The sequence below is a fragment of the Gardnerella washingtoni genome (genome assembly GCF_049262705.1).
GTDB classification, from domain to species: domain Bacteria; phylum Actinomycetota; class Actinomycetes; order Actinomycetales; family Bifidobacteriaceae; genus Bifidobacterium; species Bifidobacterium vaginale_D.
Window position 1 is genome coordinate 1,516,857 of the sequence record NZ_CP058398.1, and the last position, 25,016, is coordinate 1,541,872.

At 42.6% G+C, this 25,016-nt stretch carries 16 protein-coding genes and 3 tRNA genes; 14 read left to right on the plus strand and 5 right to left on the minus strand.

What is annotated here, in order from left to right:
• Positions 1–30: 30 nt before the first annotated feature.
• The 8 genes from HXT28_RS05995 (at position 31) to HXT28_RS06030 (ending at position 7,547) form a co-directional block, all read left to right on the plus strand.
• The gene (locus tag HXT28_RS05995; RefSeq protein ID WP_016637607.1) at positions 31–1,326 is read left to right on the plus strand and encodes a hemolysin family protein; all 1,296 of its coding nucleotides are present in this window, start codon (positions 31–33) and stop codon (positions 1,324–1,326) included.
• Positions 1,327–1,383: 57 nt separating this feature from the next.
• Positions 1,384–1,863, plus strand: a complete 480-nt coding sequence (locus HXT28_RS06000; RefSeq protein WP_016637608.1) for a Dps family protein — start codon at positions 1,384–1,386, stop codon at positions 1,861–1,863.
• Positions 1,864–1,988: 125 nt separating this feature from the next.
• Positions 1,989–2,062 (plus strand) — tRNA-Ile (locus HXT28_RS06005).
• Positions 2,063–2,095: 33 nt separating this feature from the next.
• A tRNA-Ala gene (locus tag HXT28_RS06010) sits at positions 2,096–2,168 on the plus strand.
• Positions 2,169–2,464: 296 nt separating this feature from the next.
• Positions 2,465–4,741, plus strand: a complete 2,277-nt coding sequence (locus tag HXT28_RS06015) for a heavy metal translocating P-type ATPase (RefSeq protein WP_016637616.1) — start codon at positions 2,465–2,467, stop codon at positions 4,739–4,741.
• Positions 4,742–4,904: 163 nt separating this feature from the next.
• On the plus strand, positions 4,905–6,374 hold the full coding sequence (locus HXT28_RS06020) for an FAD-dependent oxidoreductase (RefSeq protein WP_422113380.1): 1,470 nt from the start codon (positions 4,905–4,907) through the stop codon (positions 6,372–6,374).
• 81 nt (positions 6,375–6,455) lie between these two features.
• Positions 6,456–7,337 (plus strand): M48 family metalloprotease, encoded by an 882-nt coding sequence (locus HXT28_RS06025; RefSeq protein ID WP_016637618.1) that lies wholly within the window; start codon positions 6,456–6,458, stop codon positions 7,335–7,337.
• Between the two features lie 136 nt (positions 7,338–7,473).
• Positions 7,474–7,547: transfer RNA gene (locus HXT28_RS06030), tRNA-Gly, on the plus strand.
• Between the two features lie 181 nt (positions 7,548–7,728).
• Here HXT28_RS06030 and HXT28_RS06035 read toward each other — a convergent pair.
• The gene (locus HXT28_RS06035) at positions 7,729–8,874 is read right to left on the minus strand and encodes a triacylglycerol lipase (protein WP_422113381.1); all 1,146 of its coding nucleotides are present in this window, start codon (positions 8,872–8,874) and stop codon (positions 7,729–7,731) included.
• A 396-nt stretch (positions 8,875–9,270) separates the two neighbouring features.
• On the opposite strand from HXT28_RS06035, the gene ahpC reads away from it, so the two are divergent.
• The 3 genes from ahpC (at position 9,271) to HXT28_RS06050 (ending at position 12,605) form a co-directional block, all read left to right on the plus strand.
• A complete protein-coding gene (gene ahpC / locus HXT28_RS06040; protein WP_032814033.1) occupies positions 9,271–9,834 on the plus strand; it encodes an alkyl hydroperoxide reductase subunit C in 564 nt (187 codons plus the stop codon).
• A 98-nt stretch (positions 9,835–9,932) separates the two neighbouring features.
• Positions 9,933–11,624, plus strand: a complete 1,692-nt coding sequence (ahpF, locus tag HXT28_RS06045) for an alkyl hydroperoxide reductase subunit F (protein ID WP_422113382.1) — start codon at positions 9,933–9,935, stop codon at positions 11,622–11,624.
• 78 nt (positions 11,625–11,702) lie between these two features.
• A complete protein-coding gene (locus HXT28_RS06050) occupies positions 11,703–12,605 on the plus strand; it encodes a LysR substrate-binding domain-containing protein (RefSeq protein WP_032814034.1) in 903 nt (300 codons plus the stop codon).
• 158 nt (positions 12,606–12,763) lie between these two features.
• On the opposite strand, the gene trpB is transcribed toward HXT28_RS06050, so the two are convergent.
• The 3 genes from trpB to HXT28_RS06065 all read right to left on the minus strand — a co-directional run bounded on the left by trpB (position 12,764) and on the right by HXT28_RS06065 (position 18,376).
• Entirely contained in the window at positions 12,764–13,957 is a 1,194-nt protein-coding gene (gene trpB, locus HXT28_RS06055) for a tryptophan synthase subunit beta (RefSeq protein ID WP_016637624.1), read from the minus strand.
• A gap of 566 nt (positions 13,958–14,523) precedes the next feature.
• Positions 14,524–15,105, minus strand: a complete 582-nt coding sequence (gene dcd, locus HXT28_RS06060; RefSeq protein WP_422113383.1) for a dCTP deaminase — start codon at positions 15,103–15,105, stop codon at positions 14,524–14,526.
• 283 nt (positions 15,106–15,388) lie between these two features.
• Positions 15,389–18,376 carry a cation-translocating P-type ATPase gene (locus HXT28_RS06065; RefSeq protein ID WP_422113384.1) on the minus strand — a complete coding sequence of 996 codons (2,988 nt, stop codon included), beginning with the start codon at positions 18,374–18,376 and terminating at the stop codon, positions 15,389–15,391.
• Positions 18,377–18,625: 249 nt separating this feature from the next.
• Between HXT28_RS06065 and rlmB the strand changes: the two genes are divergently transcribed.
• Both rlmB and HXT28_RS06075 read left to right on the plus strand, forming a co-directional pair.
• Positions 18,626–19,615 carry a 23S rRNA (guanosine(2251)-2'-O)-methyltransferase RlmB gene (gene rlmB / locus HXT28_RS06070; protein ID WP_422113385.1) on the plus strand — a complete coding sequence of 330 codons (990 nt, stop codon included), beginning with the start codon at positions 18,626–18,628 and terminating at the stop codon, positions 19,613–19,615.
• A gap of 108 nt (positions 19,616–19,723) precedes the next feature.
• Positions 19,724–21,418: an ABC transporter ATP-binding protein gene (locus tag HXT28_RS06075; RefSeq protein WP_422113386.1), complete on the plus strand. Its 1,695-nt coding sequence runs from the start codon at positions 19,724–19,726 to the stop codon at positions 21,416–21,418.
• 299 nt (positions 21,419–21,717) lie between these two features.
• On the opposite strand, the gene HXT28_RS06080 is transcribed toward HXT28_RS06075, so the two are convergent.
• Positions 21,718–23,418 (minus strand): S1C family serine protease, encoded by a 1,701-nt coding sequence (locus HXT28_RS06080; protein WP_016637631.1) that lies wholly within the window; start codon positions 23,416–23,418, stop codon positions 21,718–21,720.
• A gap of 255 nt (positions 23,419–23,673) precedes the next feature.
• Here HXT28_RS06080 and tgt point away from each other — a divergent pair, with 255 nt between their 5' ends.
• Complete coding sequence (gene tgt, locus HXT28_RS06085) at positions 23,674–24,975, plus strand: tRNA guanosine(34) transglycosylase Tgt (protein ID WP_016637632.1); 1,302 nt, start codon at positions 23,674–23,676, stop codon at positions 24,973–24,975.
• Positions 24,976–25,016: the final 41 nt, after the last annotated feature.

Sequence of the window (25,016 nt, forward strand, 5' to 3'; positions counted from 1 at the left end):
ATCGCTTAGAAGTAAACTAAGATAACAATTATGGCGATTGGTTTTAATATTCTGCTCATTATAATTTTTCTACTATTCGGGTCCATATTTGCGGCAACCGAGTTGGCTTTAGTGAGCTTAAGAAGTTCGCAAATTGATCGCATGGAGCTTCAGGATGCTCGTGGAGCTAGAGTTGCGAAAATTGCGCGCGACCCTAATACTTTTCTATCTGCCTTGCAAATTGGCGTAACGCTTTCTGGTTTTCTTTCTGCATCTTTTGGAGAATCTGCTTTAGCTCCATATGTAGTGCCGATTGTGCGTTCGTGGGGAGTGCCGGCTCATGTTGCTGGCCCTCTTACTACAATCTTCTTAACTCTTATTATTTCGTATTGTTCTATTGTTATTTCCGAACTTGTGCCAAAGCGTATTGCAATGCAGCGTTCTGAGCAGATTGCACGAGCGGTTGTGCCAGCGGTGGATATTTTCTCAAAAATTTGTAAGCCTCTTATTTGGCTTATTGGAAAGAATACAAATGGTTTTGTGCGCTTGCTTGGATTTGATCCGAATGAGAAAGAAAGCGAAGTTTCTGACGAAGAATTGCGTGTGCTTGTTAACAGCAATAAGCGTTTAAGTCAAGATGAGCGCAATATTTTGGATGACGTGTTTGATGCGTCTGAAACTATTGTTGCTGAAGTGATGCGTCCTCGTGCTGACGTGGAATTTTTGGATGGTTCGTTAAGTCTTGAAGAAGCTGCGGCGAAAATTCGTGAGCTTCCGTATTCCAGATACCCTGTTATTGGCAAGGATTTTGACGACGTTATCGGTTTTGTGCATGTGCGAGATTTGTTGGATGTGCGTGATCCTAACGCAAAAACTGTCGCCGATGTGACCCGTGAAGGAATTAGTCTTCCTGGAACTTCTAAGCTTTTGCCGAGTCTAGAGTTGCTTCGCAAACGCGGAATCCATTTGGCTATCGTTATTGACGAATACGGCGGAACTGACGGCATTGTGACGCTTGAAGACATGACCGAGGAGCTTGTTGGAGATATTCGCGACGAGTACGATTTGCCTGAAGAATCTGAACAAAATAATGTGAATAAAACAACTGCTTTTGTAAACGGTGTTGCAAAAATTGATGGTGGTATGACCATTGAAGATTTTGCTGATATTACTGGCATTGAGCTTGAAGATGGCCCTTATGAGACGGTTGCAGGATACTTTTTGGCGCATACAGGTTCGATGGGAAGCGTTGGGGCAGTTTTGCATGATGCAGACGGTTATGATATGACGGTAACCGCGGTTGATGGTCGACGTATTGCTACGCTTGAAGTGCGTCGTCGCGCGTAATTTAAGCCATAGCAGTAGAATGAAATAGTAATAATATAACCTACGGAAGGATAAAACATGGCCTTATTGCATATTTTGCCGGGTCTCGACGAAGCGGCCAGTGAAAAGGCTGTTGCAGTTTTGCAGAATCGTTTAAGCCACGAGCAGGAGGCTGCTTTGGTTTTGAAGCATGCTCACTGGAATGTTACTGGCCCAGATTTTATTGCTGTGCATGAGATGCTTGATCCACAGGTTGCTGAAGTTTTGGCACAAGCAGATGAGACTGCTGAGCGCATTGCAACTTTGGGAGGTTCGCCACTTGGTCGTGCTGATGATGTTGTTGCTGCACGTACGTGGAAGCGTTTTGCTTTAACTGGTCGTAAGTCAACTAAAGAATATTTGCAGGCTCTTATTGAGTATTACAACGATATGATTGCTGATGATCGCAAGGCTATTGCGGAACTTGATAATCTTGATGTTGTGAGCTCTAATATTATCCAAGATCATGTGCAGCAACTGGAAAAGTTCCAGTGGTTTATGCGCAGCCATCTTGATTAATTAACCTCTGTTTGATTTTTTGATTCAAACCGCAACACGCTGTTTTCTTTTTATGGCGTGTTGCGGTTTGACATTTTCTGCGTCTGTGCTAATGTAACTACTTGTATGTTTTAGACATACAAGTTGGGCCCGTAGCTCAGGTGGTTAGAGCGCATCCCTGATAAGGATGAGGTCGGAGGTTCAAGTCCTCCCGGGCCCACGGAAATTGAATGAGCTTCATTCTTTTACCTTTGGGGCTATGGCGCAGCTGGTAGCGCATCTGCTTTGCAAGCAGAGGGTCAGGAGTTCGAGTCTCCTTAGCTCCACAAATAGGGTTCTGATTGATTTTTCAATCAGAACTTTTTTTGTTTATTAATTTCTTTCTTGAATGCGTGTTCTTAATTTTGCTTTAACTTGTGTTTTTGAGAATGTTTCTCATCAATGCCTATTGGTATGATTACTAAATACAAATAAATATAAATAAATACAAATATAAATTAAATATAAATCTTTACGCCGTGTATTGAGTGCACTATTTAAGTTGCGCTCAGTGGGTTAACAAGGCGTGAAATCGTGTGTTAAACGTCTTAAGCGGTTAACCTGATCAGCGTAAGGAAAGTGTATGCGTAAACTTTTAGCATATTGCCGTCGTGCACCACAATTAACAGTCGTAATTCTTGCTTTTCCTTTTATTGTGGCTTTTTACTCATGCAATTTGCCTATATTGGCTACTTTTAATGAGCAAATTTCTCATCTTTCGCAGCGAATTTTTGATTTTTTAAATCTTGATTACGATATTGCAATAAGTCTTAGTGTTGGCAAAACTATTATCGCTATTCTTGTTTTATATACCAGCCTTGTTTCTTTGCGTAACATGATTAAAAATTTATTGCGCGGAACTTTAGGTATTGATTTGCTAGCTTTTGTTGCTTTGCTTGCAACGCTTTTTATTGGTGAGTTCTGGGCAAGTTATTTGATTGTTGTAATGGTTTGGACGGGAGAGGCAATTGAGGATTTTGCGCATATGAAAGCTCAGCGCAATCTATCTCTTTTAGTAAGCGCAGCTCCAAAAACTGCTCATCTTATGACTTTGCCAGGTATTGAGCATGGAATGAATCATAATCAAGCAAATGATGAATCCTACGAACCGCCATGTTTGAGTGAAAATCAGTGCAAGCCTAGCTCGTGTGTTCTGTGCCAGCATGCTGAATTTAGAAAAGTAGATGCCGCTAATTCTAAGCAATCTAATAGTAGCGAGCAAAATTGCGAAAGTAATTGCGAAAATAATAACTTGCAAAATTGCAACTGTAAACGAAATAATTGCCCATTTTTGCAAGCATCTGCAGATGGCGAAATCACCTCAAATTTGCAGCGTTACGCTACAGTTGCAGTCGATGATTTAAAAGTTGGAAACATAATTATTGTGCTTCCTGGCGAAACTGTGCCAGTTGACGGTGAATTACTAAGCGGTTCTGCGATTTTAGACACAAGTGCTATTAACGGAGAATCTGTTCCTAGAGAAGTCTATGCGGGAGGTGCAGTGCTTTCAGGCTGTGTAAACGGTGGAGTTGTGCTTATTATGCGCGTAACCAAGCTGTCTAAAAACTCGCAGTATCAGAAAATCATGCAGCTTGTTGAGTCTGCTAGGTCTTCTAAAGCTGCAGTAGTTAGATTTGCAGACATGCTATCTGTGCCGTTTACAGTATTATCTTTTGCGATTGCAGGTCTTGCTTGGGGCTTTTCTGGCGACGCATTGCGATTTGCGCAAGTATTGGTTCTAGCAACCCCATGTCCTCTGCTTATTGCAGTTCCAGTTGCTTGCATGGCTGGCACTGGGCGTCTAGCAAAACTTGGAATTGTTGTTAAAAGTCAGGATGTGCTTGAGCAATTAAGTCGTGTAACAGACGTATTTTTTGACAAAACCGGCACGTTGACGGTTAAACAGCCGCAAGTTGCAAGAGTTGACGTAGTTGATTCTATGCAGAAGGCTGATCGCATAGTTATGCTTGCGGGCGTTCTAGAAACTTATTCTCAGCACATACTTGCAGGCGGTATTGCTAAAGCGGGAGCAAAGCTGTGGGAAAATGCTCACCCATCGTCGGTTCCGCAACTTCCTAGCGTACGAGAATACCCTGTAGTACACAGTGTTAAGGAAACTGCAGGCCAAGGCATTCAGGGCGTTGTAGACGGCATCTTAGTGCGTGTAGGCAGACACAAGTACGTTACAGAGCAAAACACGAATCAAACTATAGGTAAATCTCTTGCTGCAGACGAAATGGCAACCTATGTGTCTTTTGACGGCGTGCTGGTAGGAAGAATCGTATTAAAAGACGTGCCGCGCGATAATGCGAAATCAACTATTGCTTCGTTGCGTGCTTTGGGTGTGAGAACAATAGCAATGCTTACTGGTGACGGTTTGCAAGCTGCAACAACCATTGGCAAAAGCGTTGGTATTGATTCTGTGCATGCAGATTTGCTTCCGCAAGATAAATTAGCGTATGTAAAAAAGCACAATTACAATGCAGCCAAAAATAAGAAAGATTCAACCGTAACCATGATGGTTGGTGACGGAGTAAATGATGCGCCTGTGCTTGCAGCTGCCGATATTGGCGTAGCAGTAACGGATGGCACGGATACTGCAGCATCGGAGTGCGCTCAAGTAGTTATTATGAACAACAATATTGCGGCGGTTGCCAGTGCTATAAGTGTTGCGAAGCATACAAAACATGTAATGATACAATCAGTTTTGCTTGGAATAGGTTTGGCTATAATCAGTATGATTCTGGCTGCTTTTGGTTTCATTCCAGCGGTTCTTGGAGCCATGATGCAGGAAGTTATTGACGTTATTTCAATTACTTGGGCGTTAACTGCTTTGCGCTCGCGTGAAAAGATGAGATAAAGCGTTTTCATGCAAGCTTTTTAATGCAAGCATTTTGTAAGACTTAGCAATGCGCTAGTCTAAGTATGAAAGCACGTGAAGGAAATCTGTGCTTGAAGTCCGCGCATAATGCGCGCAAAAACGGCAAAAGTGTCGTATTGTACAGTTCAATATGGGGATAATAATGAAAAAAAATAAGGTAAAAGAAAATGTTTCATGTGAAACATCTCAATTGCGCATTGCAGTAATTGGTGCGGGACCTGCTGGAGTATATTCTTCCGATATTTTCTTGCGTCAACTTGCTAAACGTGGCGAAGAATTAGGTCTTGGCACAAGCGCTCGCATTGATCTTTTTGAAAAACTGCCTGTGCCTTTCGGCTTAGTGCGTTATGGAGTGGCTCCGGATCATCCAAGTATTAAATTTATTGCCGATGCGCTTGAAAAAACGCTTGATAATCCAAATATTCATCTTTATGCGAATGTTGAATTTGGTAAAGATATTACGCTTGAAGATTTGCTTCAACGCTATGATGCAGTGTTATTTGCTACAGGAGCTGTGGAAGATAGGCCATTGCGAGGTGTGCCGGGTGCTGATTTAGACGGAGTATACGGAGCTGCAAAATTCGTAGAATGGTATGACGGCTACCCAACCAGCAAGCGCACATGGCCGCTCGAAGCAAAGGAAGTAGCTGTTATTGGTGGCGGAAACGTGGCAATGGATGTTGCTCGTGAGCTTTTGCGCGACCCGGATTATTTGCGCGCACATACGGATATTCCAGACGATGTGTACGAAGGATTACAGCAAAATCGTACTCAAACTTTGCATTTGTTTATTCGACGAGGTGTAGCTCAAGCGAAATTCTCAGTGCAAGAATTGCGTGAAATGGAAAAGTTATCCGGAGTGCAAATAATTATTAACGAGGATGATTTTGAGCTCGACGATGAAACGATAGAAGTTGCTGGTAACGATAAGCTCACGCGTCAAATGGTTGAGGAACTTTTTGCGATTCGAGATATGGCAGAAGATATGGAAGACGGCGGTAACGTTGATTTTGAGGGCAATCCTGCCAACCGGCGTTACGTTATTCATTTCAATTCGGCTCCGGTTGAAATTCTTGGCGAGGATGGGAAAGTAAAAGCGATTCGTGTTGAGAAAACTGTTACAAGCGCGGACGGCACAATGACTCGCACAGGTGAATTTGAAGAATACCCTGTGCAAGCTGTTTACCATGCGATTGGCTATCATCCTGCAGAAGTTGCAGGCATTGCTTACGACGAAAAGCGCACGTTGCTTGCGAATGATGACGGCCGAATCGTAACTTCCGCCGAAAGTGGCGAAGTTCGTGAACGTTTGTATGCTACCGGCTGGGCTAAAAGAGGACCTGTTGGTTTAATTGGCTCCACAAAATCTGACGCTCTTCTTATTGTTGACCGCATGCTCGAAGATTTAGCACAATCTGGGCTTATTGCAGAAGATCGTAGCGAAAAGTCTATAAATGAATTGCTTGAATCGCGCGGTGTGAAAGCCATTGATTATGCCGGTTGGAAGCGCGTAGATGAGTATGAGCGTGAAGCTGGTGCTAAAGAGCAGCGCGCTCGAAAGAAAGTAGTATCATCTGCGGAGCTTATAGCTATTGCCTTAGGCTGTGAGTAACATTCGAATAACAGTTTGTAGTGAGTAAATACGCAGTATATATTCAGAAAAATTTAAGTTCACTTTATTAAACTGACTCACATGTTGAAGGGCGTAAGAGCATATCAGTATAACACTTTGAAGGCAGTGCTATTTTTTGGCATTTTATGGCTTTTTCTTGCGTTATGCTGGGTTCTTACGGGTGCTTCTTTTACCTCATTAATTTGGTTTGTCTTGCTGGGGTTTGTTGTAAGTGCAAGTGCTTACTGGTGCTCCAGCAAGCTTATTATTTTCGCTATGCGTGCTGTTGAAGTTACTGAAGATGAAGAACCAATACTTTATGGCATTGTGCGAGAACTTTCTGCTCGTATTGGTAAGCCTATGCCACGTGTCATGGTATCGCCTTGCGAGAGTCCTAATGCATTTGCTGCGGGTAGAAGTGAGCGTCATGCGTCAATTTGCTGTACTCGTGGATTGTTGAATATTCTTAATGAGCGCGAGCTTCGAGGTGTTGTTAGCCACGAGCTTACGCATATTTATAATCACGATATTCTTGTTTCTGCGTTAGCTACTGCTACAGCAACAGTGTTGACGTATGTTGGTTCATTATTAATGTGTATAGGTAATGCCCACCAGCATGATGTGCGTAAATATTGCAAGTTCGTAGGTAAAGGCTTGAATACGCTTTTTGCACCCGTTGCGGCTCTTATTATGAATGTAACAATTCCTGCGTCTAGAGAATTTGATGCTGATAAAGCTGGAAGTGAAATTACTGGAGATTCAGCTGCGCTCGCGTCCGCGTTGAACAAAATTACATATGGCATGCAGATGCATGAGATGAAATCTACTGCCGGCTTGCAAGCAGTTGCTTCGTTAATGATTATTCAACCATGGGATGAGCGTGCTTCAATATTAGTAAGATTGTGTGCAAACCATCCTCCTGTGCAGGAGCGTATTGGTCGTCTTATGCGCATGGCTGCGTAGTGTTGATGTGCAGGTTCATAACTTTAGCGTGCCTGTATTGTATATATGCGCGGTGTAATGTATTTGCTGTGTTGAAGCAGTAAGTGCTGCATGATATTCTTGAGTGGTTGCTGTTTTGTAATTTGTTGCAGCGCATGCGGATATAGTTCATCGGTAGAATGGAAGCTTCCCAAGCTTCAGAGGCGGGTTCGATTCCCGTTGTCCGCTCCACTTGGAAAACGTTGGTATATCAATGTTTGTGGCTTGTTTTTACGGCTTAAAAATAGGTTAAATGTGCAAATGATTTGCAAAATTCTATAAAAATGCTGACTTACTTAATAGAATTGTTGCATTAGGTAAGTCAGCGTTTATTTTATGCCTAATTAAATTGTGTAGAACGTGTAATCAAGATTTAGAATGTACGAACGTCATAGAAGTTATTAAGTTCTGGCATCCAACGTCCGGTACCAGCAATATTTCCTCTACTTCCTACGGTAAATCCTGCAAAATTGTTCATTCTTGGCTCGAAATAGCTGCGAGAGCCATGACCTTCGGCAGAATTACCGACGCTAATGGCTCCTGCGAAATTGCCTACAGAATGGATTACTTTGTCGTTATCAACCTTGTAATGCACTGCGTAGCCTTCGCGAGTTAAACGATTGCCAGCATTTGCTGCAGTGCGAAGCCATCGGTTGAATATGTTTCCCCAAATTTGTGGAGCATTAAAGGTATAAATCTTCTTAAGCCAAGTGTAGCCTTTGCCGTCAGCACGAATCAGAGCTCGCTGTGCTAAATATCCACCGAGAGAGTGTCCTGTAATATATAAGTTATTCACGGTATGTTCGCGACCGTATCGTTCGATAAGTTGTTCTACATCGTACGCTTGGTCAGGATTGCGACCTACGGCTATAGCTAAATCGTCATCGTAATCATTAAATTGTGAAGTTCCTCGAATGGCGAGTACTTGTACAGTTCCCTGTTCTAGGAATGGGTAAGGGCTCACATTTTCAAATAAAACAGCGTCAAATCCACCTCTATGGTGATAGGTTTCTTTCACTTTCCAGAATGGAGCAATTTCATTATGCATAAGGTGGTACTCGTTGCGATTCTTATAAATATCATGCAGTGGTCTTGTGTAATCGAGTACCTTATTAATGTAGTTATCGTCGCGATAAGAAAGTTCTGAGAATAAGGTCATGTCGCGTGCGCTAATATCCCAACGGCGAGGATGGGCGTCTTGATTATCTGGAATACCATCCCCATCTGTGTCATTCATCATTGGGTGAGAATTATATCCGTAGTATGTTTTTCCATCTTTGTTGTATGTATAAATCTCTTGGCTATTCGTTAATCCGTCTCCGTCTAAATCGGCTTGTGGATCGAGTGGCTTCTTGTGGAATAACGACATATCAAGAGCGCCTTTTTGCTCAAGTCCTATCGTTCCGTCTGCGATGCGTTGAGCGGTTTCTACAGTAAGTGGAGTATGTGCGACCGAAGAATTATTTGTGTTTGTTGCTGCGATTGCTGGCGTAGAGAAGGTAAATAAGCTTAATGCCATACAGAGGCTTGTGAGGCATCCTGCTGTGATAGTACTTCGTTTCATAGTAGCTCTCCCATATTTTATGTTATTTGCGGTAGTGAAAGATACTTCCAAATTGCTTTCTCTTGCGCTATTTGTTCGTAATAACACTACGTGGTTATTTGTGTGAGATATATCAGTTACTAGTTTGCGTCACTGCTATTCATATCTTACACTGTTAAACTTTAATCCGCACATAAACAAAAATCTATACCAATAAACAAAAGTTGGTTTTTAGTGATAAGTGCATTGATGCAATGTATCAATCGTATAGAAAATATCTATGTAACTAGAATTATTGATAGCAATTATCTATTCTTAATAATGAAAGTTATGCGCAACGATAGCGCGCGATAAACAATCGAGGAGCAAGCTATGAGTTTAATGAATACGCATATTCTCCCATTTAAGGTGAGTGCATATAAAGATGGTGAATTTATTGAAGTAACCGATGCAGACGTACTCGGCAAGTGGGCTATTTTCTTCTTCTACCCAGCGGATTTCTCTTTCGTATGCCCAACTGAGCTAGAAGATCTTGCTAATCATTATGAAGAGTTACAAAAGTTAGGTGTAGAAGTTTACTCCGTATCAACTGACACGCATTTCGTGCACAAAGCATGGCATGATAATTCTGAAGCTATTGCAAAAGTAAAGTACACTATGTTGGGTGATCCTTCCGGAGCGCTTTCTCGTAACTTTGATGCATGGAATGAAGAGTCTGGTTTAGCTCATCGTGCTACGTTCTTAGTCGATCCACAAGGTATGATTCAGTTCTTTGAGATGACAGCAGATGGTATTGGTCGTAACGCTGATGAACTGCTTCGTAAAGTCAAAGCAGCCCAGTATATTGCCGCTCATCCGGGTGAAGTCTGCCCAGCCAAATGGGAGCAGGGAGAAGAGACCTTAGAGCCTTCTATTGATTTAGTTGGCAAAATCTGATCTTTATAAAAGCGCGTGGGAAGCGGCAGTTGCAGTTTCTTACGCGCTTAATTTTTAGTATCAAAACATGTTATAGAAAATTATTGAAAGAAGTGTCTATGTCTTTGCTGAATACATCATTAACTGCTCAACTGTCTGAATTGTTGAAAAAAATGGTTTTGCCTGTTGAACTTGTACCGTATCTGGATGATTCGGATACGTCTCAAAAAGTTAATGCACTATTAAAAGAAGTATCTCAGCAAAGCAACAAAATCAATATTATTGAAAGTAACAATGACAATAGAACGAACAGTGTACGCGTTCCAAGCTTTATAATCCGACGCGCAGAATCGCAGAATAATGGTAACAAACCGAGTGAGGTAGCAGTAACTTTTGCAGGAGTACCTCTTGGACACGAATTTAGTTCTTTAGTATTGGCACTTTTACAAGTGAGTGGATATGCGCCAAAAATTAGTGATGAGCAACGCAAAGAAATACTAAAGCTTGGATCACATAACGTAACAACATATATGTCAGTTACCTGCTTGAATTGCCCAGAAGTTGTGCAATCGCTTAATACCATCTCAATAATCAACCCTAAAGTTCAGCATACTACTGTAGAAGGTAGCGCTTTTCGAGAAGAAGTAGACAAACTCGGTGTAATGAGCGTGCCAGCAGTGTTTGAAAACGGTAAACTTATTGCTTCAGGTCGTACAGGAATTGATGAACTCATAGCAATACTTGCATCTAACGAAAACGTTATTACACAAAGTGGTAATAGCGGTACTCAAGAATTTAATTCTGGTGCTTCTGTTGTTTCTCCTGTAGCTACTGCGCTTGCAGAAAAAATGAATAAGCAATCTCCTTATGATATTGTTCTTGTTGGAGGAGGCCCTGCTGCTTCAGCTGCTGCAATTTACACTGCACGCAAAGGTTTACGTACAGCTATGATTATGGATCATCGTGGTGGGCAAGTAGTAGAAACGGAAAGTATTGAAAATCATATTTCACAAACGCATACTACAGGTGCTCAGCTTGCTGCGGATTTAACACAGCATATTTCGCAATACAATATTGATGTATTTACACCAGATTGGGCAGATTCACTTGATATAGCCAAAGAACCTGACGGCTTACACACTATTCATGCTCGTTCCGGTGGCATGCTTAAAGCTCGTGCTGTGATTGTTGCAACTGGTGCAACGTGGCGTACACTTGGTGTGCCAGGAGAGGAGGAGTATCGTAATAAAGGTGTGTCTTTCTGCCCACATTGTGACGGCCCACTGTTCAAAGATAAGAGAGTAGTTGTTGTTGGCGGTGGAAATTCCGGAGTAGAAGCTGCTATTGATTTAGCTGGTGTAGCAAAACATGTGACAGTAGTCGAATTTATGGATACACTCAAAGCTGACAAAGTGCTGCTGGAGGCTTTGCATAATTTGCCTAATACTAGCATTATTACTAGCGCTGCTGTAAGCAAAGTTGAAGGAAATGGTAGTAAAGTAACAGCAATATATTACCGGGATCGCAGTAGCATTGATTCTGAAGCACAAGAGCATATTATTGAAGCGGACGGCGTATTTGTGCAAATTGGTTTAGCTCCAAATACTCTTTGGTTAGAAAATCAGTTGCCGCTGAATAAGCGTGGAGAAATTATTACAGATCGAGCAGGCTGTACAAAAGTTCCCGGCATTTTTGCTGCTGGAGATTGCTCAGACGAGCCGTACAAGCAAATAGTTACTGCGTACGGATCTGGTGCCAACGCAGCTTTGTCTGCGTTTGATTACATTATTCGTAGTCCGCAAAATAAATAAATTACGTAAGGCAGAACAAGCATAGCAATATTATTTGTGTTAATTTTTATGCATAGTATCGATAATGGGAGGCGTACTATGAATATCAGAGCATTGGAATATCTTATAGCTTTTGCACAAGAAGAAAGTTTTACTAAGGCCGCTATTCGCATGTGCGTTTCTCAGCCGACGCTTTCGACACAAATTAAAAAGCTCGAAGAAACTTTGGGTGTAGAGCTTATTGAGCGTATTCCTGGTAAACAGATTTTGACACCTGCCGGGCGAGAAGTTGTATATTATGCAAAACGAATTCAGGCAGACATGTCGCGTATTCGCCAAGCTGCAAGACGCTCAGAAGATCCGTGGGCATCAACAGTAGTATTAGGCGTGTTTCCAACATTAGGACCATATTTATTGCCGCGTCTTATGCCAGTGTTACGACATTTAAAACCAAATCTCACTATTCGTTTTGTGGAAGAAAAGTCAGCAAAACTTATAGAATTACTTGATAGTGGTCAGATTGATGCCGCTATATTAAGTGAAAGTTTGAATGTTCCTTCAGTAAAAATATGCCACCTTTTTGATGAAGATTTTTTGTTAGCAGCTTCTAAAAATTCTTCGCTTGGTCACGAAAGTAAGCCGATTGAGCTTTCAGATTTATCGACGCAGCGCGTACTTTTGTTAGAAGACGGTCATTGTATGTGTAGAAACATGATTGATGTATGTCAAAAAGTAGGCGCGAAACAATCAGAATTTAGAGCAACGTCGTTAGAAACATTACGTTACATGATTATTGGCAGTCGTGATGTGACATTGTTGCCACGGTTAGCAACAGTTCCACCTATTGTGCAGCCAGCAGGTTTAATGTTGCGCGAGTTTAAGAATCCTAGACCTTATCGCTCATTATATTTAAATTGGCGTGCAGCTTCTCCAGTAGACAAAATTATGGAAGGATTATGTAAAATAATTAGTTCTACATGCGCTGATTTGCATAAAAAATAAATAGAATATTCTGCTTAAAAATAGGCACTTCTGTTTGCTAAGTTAGCTACAGAAGTGCCATGTTCTTCTTCTCTTACTTTTCTTTTATTCTCACTTTATTCTGGGAATTATCTGCCTCGTTTTATTTACTATGTTTTATTTGTTGCTAAATTAATGATTTATAATTCAATTCCAAGATAGCGTGCTACCTGATTTACATCCTTATCTCCACGGCCGGAAACTGTTACTAAAACAATGTCATCCTTACTCATCTTTGGAACCATCTTCATAGCTTGTGCTATTGCATGTGAGCTTTCCAAAGCTGGGATGATTCCTTCTATTCTAGAAAGTGCGCGGAAAGCTTGGACTGCTTCATCATCAGTGATTGCGTAGTATTCTGCGCGACCAGAATCCTTTAAATATGAATGTTCTGGGCCAACTCCAGGGTAATCCAGGCCTGCAGAAATAGAGTAGGCTGGAAGCTCATTCCCATCATCATCCATAAGAACATAAGTTTTCATGCCATCCGTAATGCCAATTTTTCCGTTCGTCATAGTAGCAGCATTTTGAGGAGTATTAGCGCCTTTACCTGCGCCTTCAGCACCAATCAATCGTACAGAAGGATCATCAATGTAGGCTGCAAAAGAACCAATTGCATTAGAACCGCCACCAATGCAAGCAATTACAGCATTTGGTAATCTGCCTTCTTTTTCTAGGATCTGCTTTCTTGACTCCTTGCTAATAACGCTTTGAAAATCGCGAACCATTTGTGGATAAGGGTAAGGTCCCACTGCGGAACCAACGATGTAGAAGGTATCGTCCAAGTGCTGAGCATAATCCATAAATGCGGCAGTTACAGCATCTTTTAAAGTTTTTGTGCCTTCTTGAACAGCATGAACTTTTGCGCCGAGCAAAGTCATTCTAAAAACATTAAGTTTTTGGCGTTCACAATCAAGTGCACCCATAAAAATTTCGCATTCCATGCCGAATCGTGCCGCTGCAGCAGCAGTGGCAACACCATGCTGACCGGCTCCAGTTTCAGCAATAATGCGCTTTTTACCCATGCGCTGAGCGAGTAAAATTTGTCCGAGAACATTATTCATTTTGTGAGCGCCGAGATGGTTTAAATCTTCGCGCTTTAAATACACTTTTGCGCCGCCTAAATATTTTGTGAAAGATTCAGCATAGTATAAAGGTGTTTCGCGGCCGTCGTAATCCTTTAATAGTCCAGTTAATTCATTGCGGAATTCTGGATCGTCTTTGTACTGTAGATAAGCTGCTGCTACTGCATCGAGTGCTGGACGAATCATATCTGGTACGTACTGTCCGCCAAATTCGCCGTAATACATGTTTTGTTCAACTGCGTTTACCATAATTTTGCCCTTCTTGTGCGTGCCGAGAAAATCGGCATTCGGTTTGTTCTTTATTCTTTTTGTGTTGATTATTTTGTAAATTTGAAGGGCATGTGCTCAGATAACAAAAAAGCTGGATGGCAGCTTATATGCCATTCAGCTCAAATAATGTTGATGATGAATCCGGCATAGCCCCGTTGATTGTTTAAAATCAGCAAGCCCACACCGATATGTGAACTCGCTTTTAACTACGCCAGCTACGCCAGAAACGAGTATTCATGTTCATCAACCTCCAATCTTGTTGCTCAAGTTTAGCCTGACTTGTGACAATGTCAATCTTTTAGTATTGATTCGGCGTTTCGCGCGGAAAAATTAAACCCCGGCGTGTATGCGCCGGGGAAATAAAAAGGAGAGAAGAAAAGAATAAGTTTTAGTTTTAGTGCTTTACACCTGCCGTTTTTTGCGACACTATTATAAAACCATATCAGCCTGTACGGTATAGGAGTATTACCTGAGAATTTTCTAAAAAATATATACTTTTCTCCTGAATTTGGTGATTTTTTAGCAATAAAAAATCATTGCAAATACTATTCACTTAAATCAGCACGGTAAAAATGTTCGTATGAGCGCGACGGAGTTGGACCGCGCTGACCTTGATAGTGTGAACCATTAACAGTAGAACCATACGGATTTTCGCATGGGGAACTCAACTGGAAGAAGCACATTTGACCGATTTTCATGCCAGGCCAGAGCTTGACTGGCAAAGTACTTACATTAGAAAGTTCCAAAGTAATATGACCTTCAAAACCAGGATCAATGAAACCAGCCGTTGAATGAGTTAAAATACCAAGACGACCAAGTGAGCTCTTGCCTTCCAAGCGTGCTGCAATAGTTGCATCAAGTTTTACATACTCCCAAGTAGCACCAAGTGCAAACTCACCAGGATGTAAAATCCACGGTTCGTCCGGAGCCACTTCAAACTGTTCAGTAAGCTCACCTTGATTTTCTGCAGGGTCTACATACGTGTAAGCGTGGTTGTTAAATAAGCGGAAATAACGATCGAGACGCACGTCAATCGACGCAGGCTGTACCATTTCCGGGGTCCACGGGGTTAAATCGATGTGACCCTCATCATGAGCTTTGAGAATGTCGTGATCAGACAACAGCATAGCGTCAAATCTCCTTGTAATGTGTAAACGCATAAGCAACTTCATTGTTCGCACGAAATATTTACTGCTATTTTGCGCGAAAATTACAATACGCACAATTGTAGCGCGTGCCGCGGTCTGTCAGTATGATGCAAGCTATTTCCTGAAAACAAATAAGTATTCATGAGCAATAAGCAAAAATTTTATAGAAAAGAAAACACAAAACGCGGCACAGAACCGTAGGTAATATAAGAAAACTACGTACTGTGCCGCGTATTCGCAAGGCAGTTTAATAATTTATTTATTAAGCTGCAATAGTTAAGGTGTTTGCTGCTTTATGTTTTGCAATGAAGCGAAGCACGCACTTGCGCAATTCGGAAGCTACTAACACCACCATAGAAAGACCGAGGCACTCAAACCATTCAGTTACGCTCAAAGGAACAGTTCCAAATGGCTCATTCAAGAATGGTATGTAAATTACAGCCAGCTGTAGAAGCACAGAAACTGCAATAGCACCCCAAAGCCAACGATTTGCAAACAAACCTACAAATACGCTTTGCGAATCGGAACGGGATGCTAACGCATTCAGCATTTGCGCAAACACAAGAATGGTGAAGCCCATTGTGCGAGCATGCGTCATTTGTGCAGCGTGGCTCATAATTCCAACAGAACGGTCAGTAAATAATCCGCCTGCCAAATGCATATCCATTCCAATTAATGTAATAGCAGCCATAATTATGCCGATAAATACAATATCTCCCCACATTCGTCGATCAATAACGCTATCGGTAAGTTTTCGAGGCTTTCTATCCATTACGTCGTCAGTTTGAGGATCAACTCCCATAGCAAGGGCAGGAGCGGCATCCGTAAGCAAATTAATCCACAAAAGCTGTGTGGCAAGAAGTGGAAGCGTAACGCCTACGGAATTAGGCTGCGTGATGCCGAGCGCTCCAGCGAAAACAACGCCACCGAAAACGGTGCAAACTTCACCAACATTGGAGCTGAGCAGGTAGCGTAAGAATTTACGAATATTGTCGAAAATTCCACGGCCTTCGCGCACAGCTGCAACAATTGTAGAGAAGTTATCGTCTGCAAGAATCATCTTGGCAGATTCTTTCGTAACTTCTGTGCCGGTAATGCCCATGGCAACACCAATATCAGCAGACTTTACGGCTGGAGCATCGTTCACACCGTCGCCTGTCATAGCAACAATGTTGCCTTGACGTTGTAATGAAGAAACAATAGCGAGCTTATGCTCAGGCGCAACTCGAGCATACACGCTAGTTTTGTTTATTGCTTCATCAAAAGCAATATTGTCATCGTCTCGAGAAAGAAGTTCATCGAGATCATCACCTGTAAGAGCATGTTCGCCTTTGCCAACAATGCCAAGATCTCTAGCAATACGAGTGGCAGTAAGCGGATGGTCGCCTGTAATCATAACAGTGCGAATTCCAGCACGGTGAGCTTGAGCTACGCTATCTCGAACTTCAATGCGAGGCGGGTCAATAATTCCAACCATGCCGTTCCAAATCAAATCAGATTCCAAAACGTCGCTCTGCTCAGCGACGTCAGCGATCTGACCGGCAGCATTAGAAACCATGCCGTCAACTTTCGTCAAACTATCAACGCCAAGCGGACGGTACGCCATACCAAGAGTGCGGTAAGCTTCCCCAGAAAGGCGCTCAACAGTAGCCAAAATATCTTCACGATCGCCATCAGTAAGTGGACGTACAGCGCCAGCTACTGCAATTCGAGTGCAGTAAGAAAGAAGTACGTCTGGAGCGCCTTTAGCGCAAACAATTAGATTTCCAGAATCTGAACCATCTTTTATAACCACAGACATGCGTTTGCGTTCGGAAGTAAAAGGTACTTCAGCAACGCGAGTTAAGTGAGCGTAACGCTTATCTGCCTTTGTTTTACGTGCTGCTACTACTAGCGAGACTTCTGTAGGATCTCCCACAGGTTGCCAACTTTTAGTAGTTTCGTCATAGTGCAGATCGCCGTCATTTGCTAAACAGCCAGAACCTAACGCGCCTAATACTTCTGTGGCAAGATTTTGTGGAACTGCAAGATCCGCATCCGCAGAATCGAGTAACACCATGCGACCTTCTGGCTTATAGCCGCTACCAGTAAGCTGCACTTCGCCGCTAGGAGTAATTACGCGTTCGACGGTCATTTCATTGCGAGTAAGCGTGCCTGTTTTATCAGAACAGATAACGGAAGCAGAACCAAGTGTTTCTACGGAAGAAAGTTTTTTTACAACCGCATGGTGCTTCACCATTCGTTGTACGCCAAGCGCAAGAACTACCGTCAAAATAGCAGCCAAGCCTTCTGGAACCGCGGCAACGGCGAGGGAAACAGAAAGTAGCAGTGAATCAATAATATCTTGAATACTGTGGAAGCCTTCAATTAGCCACATGGAAGCGAGAACAACAGCTGCAATAATACACACTGCAATGCCAAGAACCTTGGAAACACGCACCATTTCGCGCTCAAGCGGAGTAGATTCTTCGTCTGACTTGGAAAGCATATCTGCAATTTTGCCAACTTGCGTGCGCATGCCTGTTGAAGTTACAATAGCGCGACCAGTGCCTTGTGTTACAGCAGTGCCATTAAATACCATATTGGTGCGATCGCCTAAAGCTTTTGCGGATTGCAATGTATCTGGACGCTTGCTTACAGCAACGGATTCGCCCGTAAGGCTTGCTTCCGCAATGCGCAACGATGCTGCGGCAATTAAACGACCATCTGCAGAAACTGCATCACCTTCACCAAGAACAAGAATATCGCCCGGAACCACTTCAGTAGTATCAATGCGTATTACATGACCATCTCGTAAAACTGAAGTTTGCGGCGCGCTCATTCTAGCCAAAGCTTCAACTGCCTCCTCTGCACGTGACTCTTGAATGTAGCCGAGTACAGCATTAGCAATTAAAATTATGATAATAACTATAGAATCAAACGGTAGTATTTCGCCTCCGCTGTTTCCTTTGTGTTGTGCTCGCTCTACGAACCATGCTATTGCAGAGATAATAGTAGCGGCAATCAGCAAGTAAACGAGCGGATCTTTGAACTGCTCAAGGAATCGCTTCCATGCTGGCGTTTTTTCAGCTGCCGCAAGTGCGTTCGGGCCAAATTGTGTAAGTCTGTGAGATGCTTCTTCGGAGCTTAAGCCACGAGTTACATCTACGTGTAGAGCTTCGGCAACTTGCTGAATGCCTTGTAGTGATGGATCTTGACTTGGAGAGTCAATTACTTTAGTTTCGGATTGATCAATAGTGTGATCAACCATATTTTCCCCCTTGGGAGCGCCGCGGAGTAGTCAATAATTGCGGTAACAGCGCCATTATGAGCTGCTTATTATCGTAACTATTGCGCGGTTGTGGATTATTGCAATAGTTTTGCAACAGTTGAGTACTGTTCTATTATGTCACATAACGTGCCGGAATATTTGCTTAAGTATTTTGATTGCAAAAGTAGCCTTTACAGTGATGAAACTTGGCGCAAACTCAATGCCTCGGGGGCATGTGAGAATAGAAGTATGACTACGAAAAAAGGACCGACCAAGGGGTCGGGTGGAAAGCATCGCAATGCATTGCGCGGCAAAGGCCCTACGCCAAAGGCTGAAGATCGCGTATATCACAAGGCATATTTCGCTAAAAAAGCAGCTATAAAACGTACTTTTGCAGATCCGCGATTGGCTGCAAGACGTAGAGTTGACAAGTTAGGTGTAGATTCCGATGAGTTGGTTATTGGTCGCAATGCTGCTTTAGAGGCGTTGCGAGTTGGTGTACCAAGCACTCAATTATATGTTGCTAATCGTATTGAGCACGACGATCGTACGCGTGAAATTGTAAAACTCGCTGGCATGCAAGGTTTACGTTTGCTGGAAGCGGATCGCTTAGAAATGGATCGTATCGCGCATTCTAGCAACCATCAAGGCATTATTTTGAAAGTGCAGCCTTACCAGTATTACTCTTTGCAGGAATTGGTTGAGCGTGCAGAAAAGAAGTCTCGTGCAATGGAAGCCGCTGATTCTTTGGCAGCTCGTATTAATGCCCGACCGTTGTTTATTGCTTTGGATGGTGTGACGGATCCGCAAAATTTGGGTGCTGTTATTCGTTCTGCAGCAGCATTTGGAGCTAACGGTGTGATTTTGCCGGAGCGTAGAAGTGCTTCCGTAACCGCAGCAGCGTGGAAGGTTTCAGCTGGGGCTGCAGCGCATTTGCCAGTGGCTCGAGTTGTGAATTTGAATAAGGCGATTCAGGGTTTGCGTGAGCGCGGTTGGTATGCGATTGGTCTTGACGGTGGCGGCGATAAGCTCGTTGGTGAAACTGGTTTTGAAACTGATCCGCTGGTTGTGGTTCTTGGCTCTGAAGGTAAGGGCATGAGCCGACTAACTCGTGAAGCTTGTGATGCTATTGCTGGAATCCCAATCTCTAACGCAGTTGAGTCACTTAATGCTTCGGTTGCAGCTGGAATCAGTTTATATGCTGTTGCTAACGCTCGTCGTTTGGCTGCATTGCAGTAGGATAAATTTTTTAAATTTGCTAAGATCACGCTCGCTAAAGTGCGGGCGTGATTTTCTTTGTATGATTAATAACAGAAACCGCACACAATGAATGAGATAAAGGTAATTATGAATGAGAATACTGTTACAGATCAACCCTCGCAAAATATATGGTTGCGAAAGTATGCTCGCATACTTACTTTTATTGCATATCTTGTTGTGATTATTGTTGTCATGTTATTCCATGAGCCTTGGTTTGACGAAGCACAAAGTTGGCTTATTGCGCGTGATTCTTCGTTTGCTGATTTGTTAACTCTTCGTCCGCATTACGAAGGGCATCCGCCGTTGTGGACGCTTCTTCTTTCCATTCCTGCAAAAACCGGGGTTCCGTACGAAATTGGTCTTAAAGGTGTGCAGTTTTTGTGCGCTGCTCTTCTAGGCGGATGGTTGATATTTCGCTCTCCTTTCAATCGTCTTGTAATTGTGCTACTTCCATTCACTTATTTCCTTTGCTTCCAATATGGTGTTACTTCGCGCCCATATGCGCTGCTGTGTGCTGCTTTGTTCATGACTGCATACTACTGGAAAGAAGCGGATTCTAAGCCTTCTAACACTTGGAAACTCGTGCTAAGTCTTGTACTTATGTGCGCTATAAGTGCCTACGGAATTGCGATTGCTGCAGGTTTTGCTTTGGCTTGGGTGCTGCGAACAGTACAGCTAGCTGGAATGAGGCATGCTGTTAGTGCAGTATTTTCTAACATAAATCGTTTGCTGGGCTGGATTTTGCTAGCTTTCGTTGGTTTTGCAAGTATTGCTTGTATTTGGCCTGCTGCTAACGCATTTGGTTCTCGCAAAACTTTCGATGGCAATTCACCGTTGCTGCAATTTTTGTCCTTTATTTTTATAATGCCATCGGAGAGCATGTTTACAGCATTCGCTGGAGACGTTTCCTTGCGAAGAATGTCTTTGGGAATAGTGCCAATTATTATTTGCGTTCTTATTTCAATACTGATTTGGGCTTTCGCTATTTGTATTGCAAAACGTAGGAAAATGTTGGTATCTCTTATTCTTCCTTATTTGACTTTTGCTATTATTGCAACGCAATATTTTACTTTGCATCATGCAGGAATCGTATTCGCATTCTTTATTTCTCAACTGTGGATGTGCATCGATCAGCGTCAACTTAATTTTGAAGATATTCCAACAATTATTCGTAGATTGCTCCAATATTTTTCAAAGAAAATTAAGTTTACCAATAAGTTTGTCAATAAGCGAACCCTAATTTATGCCCTTATTATTATTTTGCTAGCACCAAGTTTGATTTGGAATCTGTTTGCCTGCGTGCACGATATTAAATTTGATTATTCGGGATCGCGTGCGCTTGCGCAATTTATTCGACAAAATCACGCAGAAAATAAGCGTTTCGTAACTTCTTGGCTGCATCAAGATGAAAAAACTGACAAATCTGGTAAAGTTATTTCTCCAGAATTTGAGGATGTGCACCAGTATTCTTGGCAGCTTATCACTGCGAACCCTTATTTTGCAAAGAATCTTATTGATTGCAGTTATAAAAACAGTTCGTTTATTACTAATGAGCAATCAACAGATAATCAAATTTATGCCGAATTATCTACTTGTAAAGCAAAAAAGGAGCCACAGTTTTTCGTTACTGAATCGAATGAGCCGTGGTACTACTTTGTTGCATTGGATTACAATATCGATCATTATACGCAGCATGTTATTGCCCATACTCAAGCATCTTGGAAAGCTCAAACTTTTGGAAGCACAGTTACTGTTTATGAACGTAAAAGTAATGTTCAATAGTTACAGTAATTCAATTTTCGGATGATTCGCACAAAAGTCATTTGCAGGTGCTCTGCAGGCTTCAAAATTACGGCGTGTATTGCATTACGTGCAGAATATTGAGTCAATACGAGTTTTGCAAAGTCTGTATACGTCATAGTTTCAGCGTATTGCAAAAATAGTTAATATGATTTATTAGCAAACGTATTTATTAGCAAACGCCCCGATTGTAAGTTTTCACTAGCTTACTTTCGGGGCGTTTATGTTTTAGCGGTTTATAGTTGTTGAGTTACAAACTGCGCTATTTTTTGATTTTCGATTTACCAGAAGCCGAATGGATCAAAAATGCCGCCATCGTCACCATCGCCGTCGTCGTGCTGTTGCATATCATCATCATCGTCATCTGAATCATTTCCACGTTTGCGCAGGCGCTGTTTTTGCCCTTTTCTTGACTGCTTTTCTTGACGATTCATGCCATTGACTGCAGCTTCTTCTTGATCAAAAACTACCGGCAATTTTAGTGTACTGTTACCGCGCACTACTGTGAGCGTAGCCTTATTTTTGAATGCTGTTGCTCGAACATAGCCAAGCAGCGCATAGTTGTTAGTCACAGGTTTGTCGTTAAAAGCCACAATAGTATCGCCGGCTTTTAACCCAGCTTTAGCGCCAGGTGTACCCTGATTGACTGAAACAATTTGAGCTCCTCCGCGAGTGATGCCATTCGATTCAACAGCTACGTTCTTGATCATGATTCCTAATGCTACGTGTTTTACGGAACCATTTTTAATAATTTCAGAAACTACGCGTTTCACGAGATTTGCCGGTATAGCGAAGCCGATACCAATTGATCCAGCGGTACCGCCTTGAGCAGATGTTGCAGCAATAGAAGAATTAATGCCAATAATTTGACCTGCTGCATTAAATGTTGGTCCGCCAGAATTGCCTGGATTAATAGCAGCGTCAATTTGTACAGCATTGGTTACAATTTCTGAACGACTTTGATCATCCATTACTGATACTGGTCGGTTTAATGCGGAAACAATGCCTGTAGTAGCAGTATCGTCATATCCAAGAGGATTTCCAATAGCCATAACTGGTTCGCCCACAGCTAATGCGTCCGAGTTGGCAAATCCTGCGGTTTTCAAATTGTTTGGAGCATTGTCAAGCTTGAGTACAGCCAAGTCGGTTGTTTTATCGGCACCGACTAGTGTAGCTGAATACATTTGACCATTAGAAAGCGTGACTTGAATTTGCTTAGCTCCTGAAATTACATGGTTATTTGTTACAACATAACCTTTAGCATCAATTATTGCGCCTGAACCTTTTGCCATACCTTTGTCTGTGCGAGTTTGAATAGATACGACAGCACCAGAAACTTGGCGAGCGACACCACGCCAATCTGGAGCTTGGCCGCCTTTTACTGTTGCAGTACCTGGACCGGATGTGTTTGTTCCAACACTTGCTAAGGATCCGCTTTGTGGTAGAGCAATAAGACCTTGCGAAATTGCAAACGCTATAAGAACAACGCATACTACTGCAGAAACTGCGGCAGAGGCAATAGCAACAAAAATAGGAGATACTGCATGGTTTGTACTGTGATTTTTCTCAAAGTTATTGCCACTAGTGCTATTGCTTATTCCGCCGCCGATGTAAGAATTGGCATTCGCGTTAGTTTGGTATGGATTGCCGAAGCCTTGAGGAGAATCAGTATTGTTCTCATAAGGATTCTGCAATTCAATATGTGTTGTAGGTGCAGTGTTATCGCTTATATTGCCGAGATTATTCTGATTTATCGGCGCACTATTTGCTGCGTTCAACGAGCCAGTCGTATTGTTATTATTTTCGCTGCTTTCATTGCTAATAGGACCATATGCTCCAAATTCAGGAGCAGGGCTATACGCTTGCACTTCTTGTGTAGGCTGTTCCGATTGAACTGCCTGTGCTTGTTCTTGCGCGTTGTATGTATTATCAGTGATTTTATTGGATTCTTGCTGATTTGCACCATACATATCGTCAGCCATTCATCCTCCTTACAAAAGATTCTTAACACACCATCATAAACCATGCTGTTATCTATGTAAGAGTTAAGCTGTTTGCTCTTACGATTTTCTGAATACTGAGCTGTATAAATACTGTGAATTAGCTAGTTGTTTGTAGAGAAAACGTGCAGCAATGTGGGTTATGAGGATATGTCTTAGTAGATTTCAATATTAGAGGTAAGTTTATTAGAGGTAAGTTTTGTTTTACTCGTCATACCTCCTAATAAAGTAAAGATTATGACAAATCTTCTTGAACATCCACGCGGAGCCGAATCGGGAAAGCCGGGCGACCGCAAAGAATTTTCGTTTACAACTAAAACGCGACTTTCTAGCACTGCTGAAGGCAAGGGGCGTGACGGTGCTCGCTATGGTCGTACGGGCGTAATCCACACTCCTCACGGCGATATTCAAACTCCAGCTTTTGTGCCAGTTGCCACTCAGGCTGCAATGAAGGCCGTATTGCCTGAAACTATGAAGGATTTAGGTGCACAATGCATGCTTTCAAACGCGTTCCACTTGTATGAGCGACCGGGTGCAGATGTGCTTAACGAAGCTGGCGGTTTGGGAAAGTTTATGAATTGGGATAGGCCAACCTTTACTGATTCGGGCGGTTTCCAGGTGCTTTCTTTGGGTGCTGGTTTTAAGAAAACGCTTGCAATGGATATTACTGGCATGAAATCTGATGATGTTATTGCAGCCGGTAAGGAGCGTATGGCTTTTGTTGACGAGGACGGCGTAACTTTTAAGTCCCCTCTTAACGGAGCCAAGCACCGCTTTAGTGCAGAAATTTCTATGGGAATTCAGCACAAACTTGGTGCGGATATTATGTTTGCTTTCGATGAGCTTACGACTTTGATGAATACTCGTCGTTACCAAGAAGAATCTGTGGAACGTACTTTCCGGTGGGCTAAGCGGTGCGTTGTTGAGCACCAGCGGTTGACTGAGGAGCGCGTCGGCAAGCCGTATCAAGCTTTGTATGGCGTTGTGCAGGGCGCGAATTATGAGGATCTGCGTAGACATGCAGCCGAACAGATCGCCTCTTTAGATTTTGATGGCGTTGGCATTGGTGGCGCTATTGAAAAGCGAATTATTGGAGATACGTGTGCATGGATTTGCGACGCTATGCCGGAAAATCGACCTCGTCACGTGCTGGGTATTGCTGCAGTTGACGATATTTTTGCGTGCGTAGAAAACGGTGGAGATACTTTCGATTGTGTGGCTCCAGCTCGTTGCGGTCGAAATGGCGCAATTTTTACTCGTCATGGTCGTTACAATGTAAAGCGCGCTGAATTTAAGCACGACCAGCGTCCTCTTGAAGAAGGATGCGATTGCTATACTTGCACACACTATTCTCGAATGTACGTAGATCATTTATTGCGCGCTAGCGAAATGAACGGTTTTACGCTTGCGACGATTCATAATGAACGTTTCTTTGTGAAATTACTTGATGATATTCGAGCTTCTCTTGACGGCGGGTATTTTGAGGAGTTTCGTGATGAAACTCTTGCGCATTATTACGAAAACGGTTCCAAAGGCTGAGCTTTTATAGCAGAGCGCAACAGTACCATAATCTACAAAGT

Bases quoted from the DNA above. Each gene is read 5' to 3' on its own strand.
- HXT28_RS06080 (WP_016637631.1), bottom strand. From the start codon at position 23,418: ATGGCTGACGATATGTATGGTGCAAATCAGCAAGAATCCAATAAAATC.
- tgt (WP_016637632.1), top strand. From the start codon at position 23,674: ATGACAAATCTTCTTGAACATCCACGCGGAGCCGAATCGGGAAAGCCG.
- HXT28_RS06000 (WP_016637608.1), top strand. From the start codon at position 1,384: ATGGCCTTATTGCATATTTTGCCGGGTCTCGACGAAGCGGCCAGTGAA.
- HXT28_RS06075 (WP_422113386.1), top strand. From the start codon at position 19,724: ATGAATGAGAATACTGTTACAGATCAACCCTCGCAAAATATATGGTTG.
- HXT28_RS05995 (WP_016637607.1), top strand. From the start codon at position 31: ATGGCGATTGGTTTTAATATTCTGCTCATTATAATTTTTCTACTATTC.
- ahpC (WP_032814033.1), top strand. From the start codon at position 9,271: ATGAGTTTAATGAATACGCATATTCTCCCATTTAAGGTGAGTGCATAT.
- rlmB (WP_422113385.1), top strand. From the start codon at position 18,626: ATGACTACGAAAAAAGGACCGACCAAGGGGTCGGGTGGAAAGCATCGC.
- HXT28_RS06050 (WP_032814034.1), top strand. From the start codon at position 11,703: ATGAATATCAGAGCATTGGAATATCTTATAGCTTTTGCACAAGAAGAA.
- HXT28_RS06025 (WP_016637618.1), top strand. From the start codon at position 6,456: ATGTTGAAGGGCGTAAGAGCATATCAGTATAACACTTTGAAGGCAGTG.
- HXT28_RS06015 (WP_016637616.1), top strand. From the start codon at position 2,465: ATGCGTAAACTTTTAGCATATTGCCGTCGTGCACCACAATTAACAGTC.
- ahpF (WP_422113382.1), top strand. From the start codon at position 9,933: ATGTCTTTGCTGAATACATCATTAACTGCTCAACTGTCTGAATTGTTG.
- HXT28_RS06035 (WP_422113381.1), bottom strand. From the start codon at position 8,874: ATGGCATTAAGCTTATTTACCTTCTCTACGCCAGCAATCGCAGCAACA.
- dcd (WP_422113383.1), bottom strand. From the start codon at position 15,105: ATGCTGTTGTCTGATCACGACATTCTCAAAGCTCATGATGAGGGTCAC.
- HXT28_RS06020 (WP_422113380.1), top strand. From the start codon at position 4,905: ATGAAAAAAAATAAGGTAAAAGAAAATGTTTCATGTGAAACATCTCAA.
- HXT28_RS06065 (WP_422113384.1), bottom strand. From the start codon at position 18,376: ATGGTTGATCACACTATTGATCAATCCGAAACTAAAGTAATTGACTCT.
- trpB (WP_016637624.1), bottom strand. From the start codon at position 13,957: ATGGTAAACGCAGTTGAACAAAACATGTATTACGGCGAATTTGGCGGA.